This window comes from Solwaraspora sp. WMMA2080, assembly GCF_027497395.1.
In the GTDB taxonomy this organism is placed as follows: domain Bacteria; phylum Actinomycetota; class Actinomycetes; order Mycobacteriales; family Micromonosporaceae; genus Micromonospora_E.
Genome location: NZ_CP114910.1, coordinates 2091895 through 2105661 on the forward strand (window position 1 = coordinate 2091895; position 13767 = coordinate 2105661).

At 72.0% G+C, this 13767-nt stretch carries 11 protein-coding genes and 1 pseudogene; 6 read left to right on the top strand and 6 right to left on the bottom strand.

The annotated features are described in order from the left end of the window. Nucleotides 1–92 precede the first annotated feature (92 nt). Nucleotides 93–1025: pseudogene (locus tag O7543_RS09505) on the top strand (acyltransferase); the annotation flags it as partial. On the opposite strand, the gene O7543_RS09510 reads toward O7543_RS09505, so the two are convergent. Continuing rightward, entirely contained in the window at nucleotides 1025–2125 is a 1101-nt protein-coding gene (locus O7543_RS09510) for a helix-turn-helix domain-containing protein (protein WP_348650090.1), read from the bottom strand. The pseudogene O7543_RS09505 and the gene O7543_RS09510 overlap by 1 nt on opposite strands. 93 nt (nucleotides 2126–2218) lie before the next feature. On the opposite strand from O7543_RS09510, the gene O7543_RS09515 reads away from it, so the two are divergent. Beyond that, nucleotides 2219–2728, top strand: a complete 510-nt coding sequence (locus O7543_RS09515; RefSeq protein WP_281567386.1) for a hypothetical protein — start codon at nucleotides 2219–2221, stop codon at nucleotides 2726–2728. 2 nt (nucleotides 2729–2730) lie between these two features. Next, nucleotides 2731–3018 (top strand): DUF3817 domain-containing protein, encoded by a 288-nt coding sequence (locus O7543_RS09520; protein ID WP_281567387.1) that lies wholly within the window; start codon nucleotides 2731–2733, stop codon nucleotides 3016–3018. 15 nt (nucleotides 3019–3033) lie between these two features. On the opposite strand, the gene O7543_RS09525 is transcribed toward O7543_RS09520, so the two are convergent. Continuing rightward, nucleotides 3034–3960, bottom strand: a complete 927-nt coding sequence (locus O7543_RS09525; RefSeq protein WP_281554152.1) for an acetamidase/formamidase family protein — start codon at nucleotides 3958–3960, stop codon at nucleotides 3034–3036. 36 nt (nucleotides 3961–3996) lie between these two features. After that, on the bottom strand, nucleotides 3997–4716 hold the full coding sequence (locus O7543_RS09530; protein ID WP_281554151.1) for a hypothetical protein: 720 nt from the start codon (nucleotides 4714–4716) through the stop codon (nucleotides 3997–3999). Nucleotides 4717–4841: 125 nt separating this feature from the next. Here O7543_RS09530 and O7543_RS09535 point away from each other — a divergent pair, with 125 nt between their 5' ends. Together O7543_RS09535 and O7543_RS09540 are read left to right on the top strand one after the other, a co-directional pair. Continuing rightward, the gene (locus tag O7543_RS09535; protein ID WP_281554150.1) at nucleotides 4842–5381 is read left to right on the top strand and encodes an NUDIX domain-containing protein; all 540 of its coding nucleotides are present in this window, start codon (nucleotides 4842–4844) and stop codon (nucleotides 5379–5381) included. Beyond that, entirely contained in the window at nucleotides 5378–5977 is a 600-nt protein-coding gene (locus tag O7543_RS09540) for a DUF1707 domain-containing protein (protein WP_281554149.1), read from the top strand. Before O7543_RS09535 ends, O7543_RS09540 begins: the two co-directional genes overlap by 4 nt. Here the strand turns inward: O7543_RS09540 and O7543_RS09545 are convergent. Genes O7543_RS09545 through O7543_RS09555 form a run of 3 tightly spaced genes read right to left on the bottom strand, consistent with a single transcriptional unit; the run spans nucleotide 5949 to nucleotide 8741 of the window. Continuing rightward, entirely contained in the window at nucleotides 5949–6659 is a 711-nt protein-coding gene (locus O7543_RS09545) for a 4'-phosphopantetheinyl transferase superfamily protein (RefSeq protein WP_281554148.1), read from the bottom strand. The two genes, O7543_RS09540 and O7543_RS09545, sit on opposite strands and share 29 nt — an antisense overlap. Before the next feature lie 42 nt (nucleotides 6660–6701). Further along, entirely contained in the window at nucleotides 6702–7172 is a 471-nt protein-coding gene (locus O7543_RS09550) for a DUF4878 domain-containing protein (RefSeq protein WP_281554147.1), read from the bottom strand. A gap of 45 nt (nucleotides 7173–7217) precedes the next feature. Continuing rightward, nucleotides 7218–8741, bottom strand: coding sequence for a hypothetical protein (locus tag O7543_RS09555; protein WP_281554146.1), 1524 nt, complete (start codon nucleotides 8739–8741; stop codon nucleotides 7218–7220). 226 nt (nucleotides 8742–8967) lie between these two features. On the opposite strand from O7543_RS09555, the gene O7543_RS09560 reads away from it, so the two are divergent. Beyond that, nucleotides 8968–13767, top strand: coding sequence for a family 43 glycosylhydrolase (locus O7543_RS09560; protein ID WP_281554145.1), 4800 nt, complete (start codon nucleotides 8968–8970; stop codon nucleotides 13765–13767).

The following is a 13767-nucleotide window of genomic DNA, read 5'->3' on the forward strand; positions in this document are numbered from 1 at the left end:
CACGAGACGCCACCGGCCATTAACCAGCTCGTTGCTGCACCGCAACCGTACGTTGCGGGAACACCCAGCTACCCCGGATAGTTTCGGCCTCCATGCGTGTCAGCCCGCCCCTGCGTAACAGCGAGCAGGAGGCGCCTACCCAGGTAACCTCGCCGCGCCCGACACGCGAGCGCAGCCCGTACATCGATGCGCTGCGGGCGTTGGCGATCGTGCGGGTCTACCTGCTGCACACCCTGTGGCTGACCTGGCTGCCGCTGGCGTTCCCGGCGATGCCGGTGATGTTCGCGCTGGCCGGCTACCTCACGGCCGTGTCGCTGGACCGAGGTACGCCGCTGCGGGTGGTCGGCTCGCGGCTGCGCCGGCTGCTGCCACCGCTGTGGGCGCTCGCTGCGGTCGCCGTACCGCTGATGGTCCTGGTCGGCTGGCGGCCCAGCCTGCTGGACGTGACCTGGTGGGTGGTGCCGCTGCGGAACCCGCCGAACAGCGAATGGGGCGGACCGTTCTCCCTCGGACTCTGGTACATCCGCGCCTACCTGTGGCTGGTGCTGCTCTCCCCGCTGCTGTGGTGGGCGTTCCGCCGCTGGCCGGTCGGCACACTACTGACCCTGCCCGCACTCGCCGTACTGCTCTCCTCCCCGCTGGTCGACCTGCAGATGAACCCGGTCACCGACGTGTTCTGGTCCACCGCCGCTTACGGCACCTGCTGGCTGATCGGCTACGCCCGGCACACCGGACTGCTGGACCGGGTCCCGCTGCGGTGGTACGCGCTCGGCGTCGGCGCGCTGGCGCTCGGCGCGATGATGTGGCTGGCCGAGCGGGGCGAGGACGACCGGCTCGGCGCGCTGGTGTGGGGCTGGGCTGCGGTGCTGTTGCTGATGCGGGCCCGGCCCCGGTTGGACTGGCTGGCGCAGGTGCCGTGGCTGGCCCGGCTGTTCCGCATGATCAACGCCCGCGCGGTGACCGTCTACGTCTGGCATCTGCCGGTGCTGTACGCCGCCAGCGGGCTCCTCACTCTGACCGGTCTCTACGCCGGTAAGGCGGCCATCCTCGGCGTCGGCACCGTGCTGCTGGTCGGCGTGGTGCTGGCTTTCGGCTGGGTCGAGGACCTGGCCGCCCGCCGCCGCCCGTCACTGCTACCACCCAGTTGACGCCGCGCACCAGTCGGCTGACTCCGTTCGTCGCCGGGCCGGCGGAATGCGCCCCGGTAGGCGTACGGGCTGGTGCCGACGATCCGTTTGAAGCTCTCCCGGAACGCGGTCGGTGAACCGAAGCCGACCCGGCGGCTGATCTGTTCGACCCCGTCGTCGGTGGCTTCCAGCAGATGCTGGGCCTGCCGGATCCGGGCCTCCTGTAACCAGCGCAGCGGCGGGACGCCGGTGTGTTCCCGGAAGCGTCGGTGCAGGGTTCGAGGGCTCATGCCGGCCCGGTCGGCGATCCGGGCCAACGTCAACGGTTCGGCCGCCTGCTCACGCAGCCAGTTCAGCAGCGGTTCGATCGCCGGCTCGGGCGGTGCCGGCGGTGCCTGGGCGGGGATGAACTGGGCCTGCCCGCCGCTGCGTTCCAGCGGCATCACCGACAGCCGGGCGGCGTCGGCCGCCGCCGCCGAGCCGTGGTCGCGGCGGACCAGATGCAGGCAGAGGTCGAGGCCGGCGGCGGCCCCGGCGGAGGTGAGGATCTGCCCGTCGTCGACGTAGAGCACGTCCGGGTGGACCCGGACGGCCGGGTAGCGGGCGGCCAGGTCGGCGGCGGCGCGCCAGTGGGTGGTGGCCGGTCGCCCGTCGAGCAGGCCGGCGGCGGCCAGGACGAACGCGCCGGAGCAGATCGAGGCGATCCGGGTGCCGGCGTCGGCGGTGGCACGCAGCGCGGCCTGCACCGGCTGCGGCACCGGGGCCGACAAATCGGCGCAGCCGGGGACAATCACCGTGTCGGCGGTGGCCAGCGCGGTCAGGTCGGCGGCGGGTCGCAGGGTGAACGCGCCGGCGTCCACCTCGGCGGTGGCCGCGCAGACCACCACCTGGTACGCGGCCCGGCCGTCGGGCAGCCGCAGCCGGCCGAACACCTCGATCGGGGTGGACAGGTCGAACGGGATGACCCCGTCGAGGGCGAGGATCGCGATCCGGTGCACGTCGACGACGGTACGCCGACGGTGGCGAGAATCCGTTGACCTGTGTCCGTCCTGCCACTCCTCGCGTCACGAAACCACCCATACCGTCGCGTCGTGACGAAATTTCTGCTCTCCGTACATGTGCTCGCAGCGATCGTGGCGATCGGCCCGGTGACCGTCGCAGCCAGCATGTTCCCGGCCGCCGCCCGGCGGGCGATCGCCGACCCACGCGACGCCGCCGCCCACACGACCCTGCGCACGCTGCACCGAATCTGCCGGGTGTACGCCGCCGTCGGGATCGTCGTGCCGGTCTTCGGTCTGGCCACCGCCACCAGCCTCGGGGTGCTCACCGACACCTGGCTGCTCGTGTCGATCGCGCTCACCGCGATCGCCGCCGCGCTGCTGGTGCTACGGGTCCTGCCCCGCCAGCAGATGCTGCTGACCGGGATCGACGCTCCCGGCACCCAGCCGGAGCCGACGGCGACCGCAACAGGGGCAGCGACCGCGAGTACACCGACCACCGCGCCACAGCGGCTGGCGGCGTACACCGGGGTGTTCAACCTGCTCTGGGCGACGGTCACGGTGCTGATGATCGTCCGTCCCGGCTCGACGACCGGGGTGTGAGGATGTCGGGCAGTCTGCGGCTGTTGCGGATCGCCGCCGGAGTCGAGATCACCACTCTGATCGTGATGCTGGCCAACCTGGCCACGGTGCACTGGCCGGCCGTGTCGTCGCTGCTCGGCCCGACCCACGGGGCGGCGTACCTGCTGGTGGTCGTCGCCACCGCGCAGCAGCCGGCCGCGCCGACATCGACCCGGCTACTCAGTCTGCTGCCCGGCGTCGGCGGCCTGCTGACGCTGCGGGCACTGGCCGCGCACCGTCGACCGGCACCGGACGCACCGGCGCAGAGTTGAACGGCACCGGCCCCGTCAGCGGAGTGCGTCGTCGGCGAGCCGGGCGTGCACGCCGACGACGCCGTTGACGATCTGCGTCACCCGTACGTCGACGACGACGCTGGCCAGGGCGACCGCGTCGCCCCGGGACAGCCCGTGCCGGCGGGACATCAGGGTGATCATCGCGTCGAGCGCGTCGGCGGCCGCAGTGTCGAGGGTGTCGCCCAGGCCGAGGGTCAGCCAGGCACCGTCGACCCGGGCCACCGGGCCGGTCAGCGGCCGGTCGTCGACCAGATCGAAGGTGAGCTGGACCCGGTCCATCAGGCATTCGATCGCCGTACCGCAGATCTCGCCGTCGCCCTGGGCGGCGTGGCCGTCGCCGACGGAGAACAGCGCGCCGTCGACCGTGACCGGCAGCAGCAGGGTGCTGCCGGCGACCAGGTCCTTGCAGTCCAGGTTGCCGCCGCAGCGCCGGGGCGGGATCGTCGAATGCTCGCCGGGCTGCGCCGGCGGCATGCCGAGCACCCCGAGGAACGGCCGCAACGTCACGGTGTGGCCGAGCTGGTTGCGTCCGGTGCCGGCGGCCGGGTCCAGCTGCCAGGTGTGCACCGTCTCGGTGCCGGCGATCCCGTACCGCTCGCTGTGCGGGGTCAACGCGCTGCCGGCCAACGTGGTGCCCCACTCGGCCGGCAGCACCTCGTCGATCCGTACCGACAGGGTCGTCCCGGGCCGGGCACCGCGCACCGCGACCGGCCCGACCAGCGCATGGCCGAACCCCGGCCGGTACGCCGGCACCCGGCGCCGCTGGTCGTGCAGCCCGCCGGCGTACGGCCCGGCCGACCACCAGCAGTCCAGGGTACGGAAGGTGACCGTGTCGCCGGGGTCGATGGTGAGCACCGGCGGATAGTCGGGTGAGAAGTAGCCGTGCAGGGTCCGGGTGTTCGGCTCCAGGGTGTGCCGCATCGCCGCAGGTTACCGCCGCCGGTCCAGGTGACGCAGCTAGCGCCGCCGGTCCAGGTAGCGCAGCGACCGGCGCAGGTAGCTGCGCGGGTTGGTGTCCAGCTGCCGGGCCCAGCGGGGCGGCAGGTCGTCGCGCAGCCAGGCGTACCGGCCCAGCGCGTAGCCGTACATCGGCTCGGTGAGATAGCCGAGCCGGCTCGACTGCCAGCCGCCGGCCCGGCCCCGGTAGTCGAAGGCGGCGTTGGCGGTGAAGATGCCGAGTCCGAAAAAGACAGTGGTGAGGTCGGTGAGCGGCTCGTGGTCGGCGGCGTCGGGGCGGTGCCGGCCCTCGCCGATCAGGCGTTCGTGGGCCAGCTCGTGGGCGATGGTGGCGACCAGCGCCATCGGCTGGCGGGCCTGCGCCCCGGCGATGGTGATCACGCCCCGGCCGCCCCGACGTACGTAGTGCCCGGCCGCGCCGGAAGCGGCCTGCGCGTACGCCGGCAGGCTGGCCAGTAGCGCGGCTTCGGTGTCGTCGGCCGGCTCGAAGACCAGTTCGACCCGGTCCGGGTCGACGGCCATGTGCCGTGCGACGCGGTGCAGCACCGCCGCCACGTCGGCCCGGCTGCCGTGGTAGGCACCGGGGAAGAACTCGTCGGTGGGCAGCACCACCGGTCCGCGCAGAGCCGGCTCGCCGAACTCGCGGATCAGCCAGGACAGTGACTCGTCGATCCAGTCCCGCTCGGTCTCCCGGACCGGGCACGCCCCGCTGAACAGCATCGACACACCTCCCCGTACGGTTTGCTGCCGTCAGAATCCCCGACCGGGTGCGGCGGCGGGTGCCCGGCGGCGGTCGGATAGGCGACAGCGGTCACGGCCCGGCGGCCGGCGTATCGTCGGGCGCTGTGACTGGCGTGCCCTACTCGTTCTGTTCGTCGTGCGGTGCCCGCTACCCGGCCGACGCCGGCTGGCCCCGGTCCTGTGACCACTGTGGGCAGCAGGTCTGGCGTAATCCGACACCGGTGGCGGTCGCCGTGGTGCCGGTGACGACTCCACAGGGGATCGGTGTGGTGGTGCAGCGCCGCGACATCGAGCCGGCACGCGGCGAGCTGGCGTTGCCGGGCGGTTTCATCGAGTACGGCGAGGACTGGCGCACCGCGGTGGTCCGCGAGCTGCGCGAGGAGACCGGCCTGGCCGGGCGGTCCGACCAGGTGCAGTTGTACGCCGTACGCAGCGTGCCCAACGGTGCGAGCCTGCTGATCTTCGGGGTGCTGCCGCCCCGACCGGCGCAGGCGTTGCCGGTGTCGGCGGCGACCGAGGAGGCCACCGAGTGGCTGGTGGTGACCGAGCCGGTCACGCTCGCGTTCCCGTTGCACACCGAGGTGCTGGCCCACTACCTGACCGATCCGACGGACCCGGCGACGCTCGGTACCCTGTGGGCGTGAGCGACCTTCCTGACCGGCTGCCTCCTGACGGGCTGCGGGCCTCCGACGCCGACCGCGAGCAGGTGGCGGAGGTGCTGCGGGCCGCGGCCGCCGAGGGCCGGATCGATCTGCCCGAGCTGGACGAACGACTCGGCCGGGTGTACGCCGCCCGGACGTACGCGGAGTTGGAGCCGCTGACCCGGGACATTCCCCGTGCGGTGTCCGACACGGTGGCCCGGCGTGGCGAGCACGGCCTGGCGCCGTCGCGTCCGTCGCAGTGGGCGGTCGCGGTGATGAGCGGTTTCGACCGGCGTGGCCGGTGGGTGGCACCGGGCATTCTGCGGGCCTTCGCCTTCTGGGGCGGCGGCCGGATCGACCTGCGGGAGGCGCGGTTCGACGCGAACGCGATCCGGATCCGGGCCTGGGCGATCATGGGCGGGATCGAGATCGTGGTGCCGGACGACGCCGAGGTGTCGATCTCCGGTGTCGGCCTGATGGGCGACTTCGGTCAGCGGGCCGCCGGGCTGGGCAGCCCTGGTGGGCCGAGAATCCACATCAACGGGCTGGCGTTCTGGGGCGGTGTGTCGGTCAGACGTCGGGGCCGGCCGGGACGCTGATCGCGGCGACGATCAGGCCGTTGCGGGCCAGCCACCGGCCGGTGAACCCGGTCAACGGCGTGCCGTCGGGCAGCGCCGGGCCGGGCACCAGCAGCCGGGCGGTGAAGTCCCCGTCGACGGCGGCACCGGGGCCGGGAGCCACGGCGGCACCCGGGCCGGGAGTCGCCTCGACGTACGCCTGCTCGAAGCCGAGCCAGCTTTCGGCCAGCGGATACCACGCCTTGTAGACGGCCTCCTTGGCGCAGAACAGCAGCCGGTCCCAGTGCACCTGCGGGTGGCTGTCCCGACTGGCGGCCAGCCAGGTGAGTTCGTCGGGCACGGTGATGCTGTTCAGCACTCCGGAGGGCAGTGGTTCGTGCGGTTCGGCGTCGATGCCGACCGCGGTGAGGTCGGCCGACCGGGCCACCACCGCCGCGCGGTAGCCGGCGCAGTGGGTGATGCTGCCGACCACCCCGGCCGGCCAGCGGGGTTCGCGGCGCGCTCCGGACGGCACCGGTACGCCGGGGAAGCCCAGCTCGGCGAGAGCTTCGTGGGCACAGCGGCGAGCGGTGCCGAACTCGCGGCGGCGCTTGTCCACCGCGTTGCCGACCACGGCCGTCTCCTCGGGGAACAGGGTGACCGGGACGCTGTCGTCGAACGCCTCGCGGGCGACCGCCGTGGCTGGCAGCAGTGCCTCGATCATCCCGCTCCGCCCTCCGTCACGGTCGTGGCAGGTGGTCGGGTGTCATTGGCAGACCCGCCATTCGCCGTTCTCCTCGACCAGTCTGACGGTCTCCTGCCGCTGCGCGCCACCGTCGTAGGTGACTTCGACGGTGACGGCGCCGGACGTCCGCCCGTTGGTGGTCGACACGTTGACGCCGATGATGTCGTACCCGGCGATCTGCCCGGCGGCGGACTCCTGCTGGACGTACTCCGTCTCGGACAGGGCGTCCCGGCGGTCCTGACACAGTCGTTGGTAGGCACCGGCGTAGTCGCCGGCGGACAGCGCGTCGAAGTGGGCGGTGGTAGCGTCGCGGGCCGGCTCGGTGGCCGCCGACACGGTCCGGTACAGCCAGAAGCCACCCCCTGCGACGCCGACGCAGCAGAGCAGGACGACGGCGAGCACGACAGCGATGATGATCACGGTCGTCCGCCGGCCGCGGCTCGGCCCAGCGGGTGACGGCGGTGGTGGCGGCCCCGGCGGTTGGTAACTCATGATCGGGATGCTAGAGGCCGCCCGCCACCTGCCGGACGGGGACGGCTACCCCGTATGGGACCGGGCGAGACGCCGGTGCTTCTGGTCGTCGGTACGCCGGGCGAGCGCCCGCAGCTCGGCGGGACCGCTCTGCGGCTGGTGGGCGCACCAGGCGGTCAGCAGCCGGGCGGCGCTGTCCGGATCGCTGTCGGCGGCGACCGCCACCACCACCTCGGCGGTCTCGTCCAGCAGGTCCGCGACGGTCGGCACCACCACGCCCTGTTCGCGCAGGTGGTGCCCGACCAGCATGGCACCGAGCGGCGTCAGGCTGATCCTGTCGTCGTCGGTGAGCCGGACCGCGCCGAGGTCGGCCAGCTGCGCGAAGAGCCGGTCGGCGTCGTTGTGGGCGGACTGGCGCCAGGCCTGCTGCTGCTCCTCGGTGCCGCCATACGGCACCAGCATCGACTTCTCCAGCGCCTGGTGCAGCAGCTCGCGCAGGGCCGGGACTGGCAGCGGTTCGGCGGACGAGTAGAGGGTGAGTGCCGTGATGACGACGGCGTCGTCGAACCGCCACCGCATCAACGACTCACGCCAGCCGCTACCGCACACCGCCGCCCCGATCTCGGGCAGCGTCGCGTACAGCCGGTGGGCCAGGGCGAGCGGGTCGGTCAGCAGCTTCGCCGCGCTCTTGACCGGCACGAGCCGTCCCTTGACCATCCGGACCACGCGAGCGGCCCGAGCCCAGGCGACGACCACCGAGAGTCCGTACAGCTCCTCGCTGCTGCGGGTCTTGAACACCCGGTCACCGATGGCCGGGTCGATCACGTCTGCGGTGTCGAGCAGCGGGACCAGTTCCCGGGCGTCGGCCAGCCGCAGGTTGCCGTTCGGGGTCAGGGTTCGACCCGGTCCCACCCAGGCCACGAACTGCCGGACCCGGTGCAGGATCGTCGACGCTTCGGCTGCCGGGCGCAACTCGGCGTCGTCCGGGACGGTCACCAGCGGCAGGGTCGGTGGACGTTGCGCGCCGTCGGATGCCGCCCGGTGGTTGGCCATGATTTGGTTGAGCAGGTCCTGGTCGACGGAGATCCGGCCGGCGTGCACGTCGGCGATGAACGCCTGGGCGGCCGCGTTGTCGGTCGGATCGACGCCTTCGCGCATCATCCGGGTGGTCCAGTACTTCGCCGGACCGTAGCGCCGCTCGTCGGCCAGCGCCTCGGCGACCGGTCCGGCCAGCTCGTCGAGCGTGGTGTGCAGCAGGTCCCGGTCGGCGCAGTGCCGGTCGGCGAACCCTTCGTCGAACAGGAAGTCGACGAATCCCCGTACGCTCGGCACGACGGCGTCCCAGTCGTCCGGGTGCATGGTGACGTGTCGGGGGAACCCGTCGAGCAGCGCGGCGGTGAGGTCGTCGGGGTGCCACCGGCCGAGCAGACCGTCACCGTGACTCCACCGGTACTCCAGCAGTGTCTCGATCACGAACGGGTCGAGCTCGGTGCGCCGCTGCCGACGCGCCCACTTGCCGACCCGGCCGACCAGCCGTTGCCGGGCGTGGTGGAAGGTGTCGGGGTCCGCCGACGTGTAGACCGTCCTCATGCCGCGCGACCCTACCGTCCGCCGCTGCCCGAGGCGGAGGGGCCATGCCGATGGGCATCTTGACGGCGGGGTACGCCCCGGTTAACACTCTCGCAACCGCCGAGTCACGGCGACGAATCGGGTGAACTCTGACCCGACCACCGTCCGCCAGGTGTTGTTAACGCTAACAACTGCTGATACCGACGCTCAGACCGCAAATCCGGACGCCTCCCAGGAGGAGACACTCATGCCGCAGCGGGATCGACCGCGTACCGCCCCACCTCGACGAACAGCCCTGGCGTCGCTCGCCGCCCTCGCCCTCACCGCCAGCCTGCTGGCCGCCGGCCCGACCACCGCCACCGCGGCCGGACCGACCGACGGACTCGTCCTCTGGTACGAACTGGACGCCACCGCCGGAACCGTCGCCACCGACACGTCCGGCAACGACCGGCACGGCACCGTGCACGGTGCCGCCGCCTGGTCCGGCGCCGAAGGGCTCGGCCTCAACGGCAGTGACACGTACGTGGACCTGCCCGACCACGTGCTGCGCGACCTCGACTCGGTCACCGTGGCGATGGACGTGTTCATCGACCCGGCCCAGGTCACCCCGTACTTCATCTTCGGGATGGGCAACACCAGCGGCGGCACCGGCGACGGATACCTGTTCGCCACCGGCGACCAGTTCCGCGCCGCCATCGCCAGCGGCAACTGGTCCACCGAGCAGAACACCCGACCGAACCCGTCCCGCAACCTCGCCCGGGGCGTCTGGAAAAACCTCACCTACACCCAGACCGGCAACACCGCAGTGCTCTACGAAGACGGCGTCGAGGTCGGCCGCAACACCGCGGTCACCATCACCCCGGCGTCGATCGGAGACGGCACCACCACCGCCAACTACATCGGACGCTCGGTCTACACCGGCGACCGCCACCTCGCCGGCCGGGTGCGTGACTTCCGCATCTACGACCGGGCGGTCACCGCCGACGAGGCCGCCCAGATCGGTGAACGCGCGGCCGCCGCGGTCGTCGCCCACGACGCGGCCGCGCTGGATCTCGGCGACACCAGCCGGATCACCGCCGACCTCCGGCTACCGGCAACCGGGCCGGGCGGCTCGGCCATCGACTGGACCTCCAGCGACCCGGCGGTGGTCACCACCGACGGTACGGTGACCCGACCGGAAGTCGGCGAACCAGACGCCCAGGCCACGCTCACCGCCACCCTGCGCCGGAGCACCGTCACCGACAGCAGGAGCTTCGAGGTGACCGTGCTGGCCGAATTCGACGACGCGCGGATCGTCGACGACGCTGCCGCGGCGCTGACCGTGCACGACGTCGACGACGTCCGCGGCAACCTGACCCTGCCCACGACGGGCGCCGACGGCACCACAGTGGCCTGGGCGTCGGACGACCCGGCGGTGATCGCCACCGACGGCGTGGTCAACCGACCGGCGCCCGGCTCCGCCGGCACCACCGTGACCCTGACCGCCACCGTCACCCGCAACGCGGCCAGCGCCACCCGCGAGTTCACCGCCACCGTGCCGGCGCTGCCGGCTCCGGCCGACCGCACCGGCTACCTGTTCAGCTACTTCACCGGGGAGGGCACCGCCGACGGCGAGCAGGTCTACTTCGCCCTCAGCCAGGGCAACGACCCGCTGCGCTGGCAGCAGCTCAACGACGGCCGGCCGGTGCTCACCTCGACGCTCGGCGAGCAGGGCCTGCGGGACCCGTTCATCATCCGTTCCCCGGACGGCGACAAGTTCTACCAGATCGCCACCGACCTGCGGATCCACGGCAACGGCGACTGGGACGGCGCGCAGCGCCACGGCAGCAGGTCGATCATGGTGTGGGAATCCACCGACCTGGTCGACTGGACCGACCAGCGCCTCGTGCAGGTCTCCCCCGACACCGCCGGCAACACCTGGGCGCCGGAGGCGTACTACGACCCGACGATCGGCGCGTACGTCGTCTTTTGGGCGTCCAAGCTGTACGCGGCCGACGACCCGGACCACACCGGGAACACCTACAACAAGATGCTGTACGCCACCACCCGCGACTTCCACACCTTCTCCGAACCGCAGGTGTGGGTCGACCCCGGCTACTCGGTCATCGACTCGACGGTGATCGACCACGACGGCGTCTACTACCGGTTCACCAAGGACGAACGCAACAACTCGTCGTCGACGCCGTGCAGCAAGTTCATCCTGGCCGAGACGTCGACGTCACTGCGCGACACCGGCTGGGACTTCCTGGCCGACTGCATCGGCCAGGGCGTGATGTCCCAGGGTGAAGGACCCACCATCTTCAAGTCGAACACCGAGGAGAAGTGGTACCTGTTCATCGACGAGTTCGGTGGGCGCGGCTACCTCCCGTTCGAGACCACCGACCTCGCCTCCGGGGTATGGACGCCGTCGAGCGACTACGCGCTGCCGGCCAGGCCCCGGCACGGCACCGTACTGCCGGTCACCCGGGCCGAGTACGACGCGCTGCTCGCCGCGTACGGACCGGACCCGGGGCCGGAGCCGCCGGCCGACGGACTGCTGCTGCACTACGAGTTCGACGAGGCCGGCGGCAGTGTCGCCACCGACTCGTCCGGGCAGGGCCGGCACGGCCGCTACGAGCGGACCCCGGCGTTCGGCACCGGCGTCGACGGCGGCTCGTTCAAGATGAGCGGCGGCGGCAGCGGCTCGACCACCGCGCCGTACGTGACGATCCCCAACGGGGTGTACGCCGGGGTCACCAGCACCACCGTGGCGACCTGGGTCAAATGGGACGCCTCCAGCACCGCCAACCAGTGGATCTACGGACTCGGTCCAAACAGCGACCGCTACCTGTTCAGCACGCCGCGCAGCGGCGGCGGGGTGCTGTTCTCAGCGATCACCACCGGCAGTTGGCAGGCCGAGAAGCAGCTGCGGGCGTCGTCGGCGCTGACCGGCGACGAATGGAAGCACCTCGCGGTGACCGTCGACTCGGCCACCCGTACCGCCGTCATGTATCTCGACGGGGTCGAGATCGCCCGGGCCACCGACGTAGCGGTCCGCCCGTCGGACCTGCACGACCCGACCCGCGACTACGCTGGCTACATCGGACGCTCGCTGTACGGCGCGGACCCGTACTTCGCAGGGGAGGTGGACGACTTCCGGATCTACAACCGGGCGTTGACCGCCGACGAGGTGTACGCCCTGGGCGGCGACCCGGCGGCGATCACCGGCGCCACCGTGGCGCAGCTCAAGGTGGACGCCATCATCGACGCCGACACCCGACGGATCATCCTGCCGGTCCGGCCGGACACCGACCTGACCGCCCTGGCCCCGGAGCTCACCCTGGCCCCCGGCGCCACCGTCGCGCCGGCATCGGGCACCGTACGGGACCTGAGCACACCGGTGACGTACACGGTCACCGGCGCCGACGGCTCCACGGCGACCTGGACCGTCGAGGCCCGGCTGATGCGTTCGCCGGTGCTGCCCGGCCTGTACGCCGACCCGAACATCGCGGTGTTCGGCGACCGGTTCTACCTCTACGCCACCACCGACGGGTTCGCCGGCTGGAGCGGCACGAAGTTCTCGGTGTTCTCCTCGGCGGACCTGGTGAACTGGACCGACCACGGGGTCATCCTGGACCTGGAGACCGACGTCGACTGGGCGGACAACAGTGCCTGGGCGCCGACGATCGCCGAACGCGACGGCAAGTGGTACTTCTACTTCAGTGGCGGGAAGGCCACCGGCGACACCGGCAAGCACCTGGGTGTCGCGGTCGCCGACTCACCGACCGGGCCGTTCCGCGACGCGCTCGGCGAGCCGCTGGTGTCGGCCGGGACGTACTCCGGCCAGATGATCGACCCGGCGGTGTTCACCGACGACGACGGCCGGTCCTACCTGTACTGGGGCAACGGCGCCTCCTACCAGGTGCCGCTGAACGACGACATGGTGTCGTTCGACCCGACCGCGGTGCGCACCTACCGGCCGGACGGCTACAACGAGGGCACCTTCGTGATCAAGCGTGACGGCCGTTACTACTTCATGTGGTCGGAGAACGACACCCGCAGCGAGGACTACCAGGTGGCGTACGCCGTCGGTGACTCGCCGCTCGGGCCGTGGGGTCCCCGGGAGGGTGTCATCCTGCGCAAGGACCTGTCGTTGGGCGTCAAGGGCACCGGGCACCACTCGGTGGTACGGATCCCCGGCACCGACGACTGGTACGTCGCGTACCACCGGTTCGCGATCCCGGACGGGGACGGCACCCACCGGGAGACGACCATCGACCGGCTGCGCTTCGCCGCCGACGGCTCCATCGTCCCGGTGGTGCCGACCCTGGAGAGCGTCGAGCCGATCCGGCCGGTCAACACCGCGCCGACGGTGATCGCCGTCACCGGTGCGGCCGGGCCGGTCGCCGCCGGCACCGAGGTCAGGGTCACCGCGACGTTCACCGACGCCGGCGCGGACGACACGCACCGGTGCGTGCTGGTCTGGGGCGACGGCACCGTCGACGCCGGCACGGTCGACGGGTCGGCCTGCGTCGCGGCGCACACGTACGCCGAACCGGGTGTGTACCGGCCGACGGTCACGGTGATCGACGACCGGGATGCCGCGCACACTCTGGCCGGCGGGTATCTGGCGGTACGCCGGACCGACGGCGGGTACGTGGCCGGCTCCGGCTGGATCACCTCACCGGCCGGGGCGTACGTCGCCGACGCGCGGGTGGCCGGGCGGGCCGAGTTCGGGTTCGTCGCGGCCACCGGCCCGGAGACGACCGGGCCAGGTCCGGTGGCGCTGCGGTTGCGCCTCGGCGAGTGGGAGTTCGCCGCCACCAGCCACCGTGGGTACGTCGTCGACGGTCCACAGTTGCGGTTCAACGGCCGGGGGACGGTCAACGGCGCCGGCGACTACGAGTACCTGGTCGGGTTGAACGACGAGGCGCTGCGGGAGCAGGGCAAGGACCGGTTCTGGATCCGGATCCGGGAGGCGGCCACCGGGACGGTCGTCTACGACAGCCGGACCAACGCCAGCACAACCGCGCTCGGCGGCGGAGCGGTCGTCGTCGACGTCTCGTGA